Below are 1780 nucleotides of genomic sequence, written 5' to 3'. Positions count from 1 at the left end.
AGAAGAGAAAAAAATGATATATAAAGCTATGTAGATGATATAGAGAGGTTATATAGATATTGTATTACAAATTAAGGAAAAACAATAATTTTTTATTTGACATATTAAAAATAATGAGTTATATAGCTATATTAAGAATGTTATAGGAGGGGTATTTATGAATAATCAAGAGGCTGTTTTATTAAGAGATGTAGATAATATAAAAAAAGTAACTTTTTTAGAACTTGATTTAAAATATTTTATACCAATTTTTGTAATTATTTTGGTGGCAGCATATACAAACTCCTTACCAAAAGGGATGATTGGAGCTTTTGCTTTTATGATGACTTTTGGTGCGATATTAGATTATGTAGGGAATAAAATGCCAATTGTAAAAGATTATTTAGGTGGAGGTCCTATTGTTGCAATTTTTGGTTCAGCAGCATTAGTTTATTATAATACTTTTCCAAAAGATATATTTTCAACAGTAGAGAGTTTTATGAAAGGTGGAGGATTTTTAGATTTTTATATAGCTGCACTGATTGTAGGAAGTATTCTTGGAATGAACAGAAAACTTTTAATAAAAGCAGCAATTAGATATTTACCTGTAATTATTGGAGGAGTATTTATATCAATAGTTTTAACTGGAGTAGTTGGGTCGTTACTAGGTTATGGGTTTACAAAATCAATTTTTTATATAGCAATACCAATTATGGGTGGTGGAATGGGAGCAGGTGCTGTACCTCTGTCACAAATTTTTGGACAAGCACTAAATCAAAATCCAACAGATCTTCTATCAGTTATGGTACCAGCAGTAGCTTTAGGGAATGCCATAGCAATAGTAATGGGAGCATTTTTAAATAAACTTGGTAAAAAATATCCACGTATAAGTGGTCAAGGTAAATTATTAAAAAACTTTGAAAATAATATTGATGAAGAGAAAGAGGAGAAACTTTCAGATTTAAAAGAGTTAGGAAGTGGAATGGTAATAGCTCTATCATTTTTTATTTTTGGTAGTATTTTGTCTAAATTTATTCCAATGCACGCTTATGCACTAATGATAATTTCAGTCGCAGTAGTTAAAGCTTTAAATATAATGGATAAAAAATATGAAAATTATGCTGCTAAATGGTATCAGTTTATAGCGAAAAACTTTACTTCAGCTCTTTTAGTGGGAATTGGAATTGCATATACTAGTTTAGCTCAAGTTATAGATGCATTTACAATAACTTATCTAATTTTAGTTTTAACGACAGTTATAGGTGCTGTTATAGGAACAGCGATTATGGGGCATTTTTTAGGATTCTATATGGTAGAAGCTTCGATAACTGGAGGACTTTGTATGGCAAATATGGGTGGAACTGGAGACGTTGCTGTTTTATCTGGAGCTGATAGAATGGAACTTATGCCTTTTGCTCAAATCTCATCTAGAATTGGAGGGGCATTTATGCTTATTTTAACTTCATTACTTATTAATTTATTATAATATACAAAAATACAAGGGGGGAAATTATGAAAAGAAATTTATTTTTATTAGCTGGAGTTTTAATGGTAAGTACCTTCGCTAATGGGGAAGTAAAAAAGGATGTTAAATTTACAGAGGTACCCTATGGAGCTTGCTCTAAAGAGATGACTGTAGAGGTAAAAGATGGAAAAATAGTCTCGTTTTCTGCAGTGAAAGGATGCCCAGGAAACTTAAATGCAATATCTAAATTATTACCTGGAATGGAAGTAGATAAAGTTATCGCTCTTTTAGATGATAATCCATGTTCAGGTGCTCCGATAAAAGGATTGTCTTCAT

The 1780-nt window shown here is 30.6% G+C and carries 2 protein-coding genes; both read left to right on the top strand.

What is annotated here, in order from left to right; genetic code table 11:
• Positions 1–157: 157 nt before the first annotated feature.
• Positions 158–1465, top strand: a complete 1308-nt coding sequence (locus ACRCYC_RS07110) for a 2-hydroxycarboxylate transporter family protein (RefSeq protein WP_438526134.1) — start codon at positions 158–160, stop codon at positions 1463–1465.
• 26 nt (positions 1466–1491) lie between these two features.
• Positions 1492–1780: TSCPD domain-containing protein (locus ACRCYC_RS07105; RefSeq protein WP_438618437.1), on the top strand; the 289-nt coding region annotated here is incomplete at its 3' end.

The sequence above is a fragment of the Paraclostridium sp. genome (assembly GCF_051657365.1).
In the GTDB taxonomy this organism is placed as follows: Bacteria; Bacillota; Clostridia; order Peptostreptococcales; family Peptostreptococcaceae; genus Paraclostridium.
Note: the sequence above shows the minus strand (reverse complement) of the source record. Positions and strands in the feature narration are given on the sequence as shown.

Bases quoted from the DNA above. Each gene is read 5' to 3' on its own strand.
- ACRCYC_RS07110 (WP_438526134.1), top strand. From the start codon at position 158: ATGAATAATCAAGAGGCTGTTTTATTAAGAGATGTAGATAATATAAAA.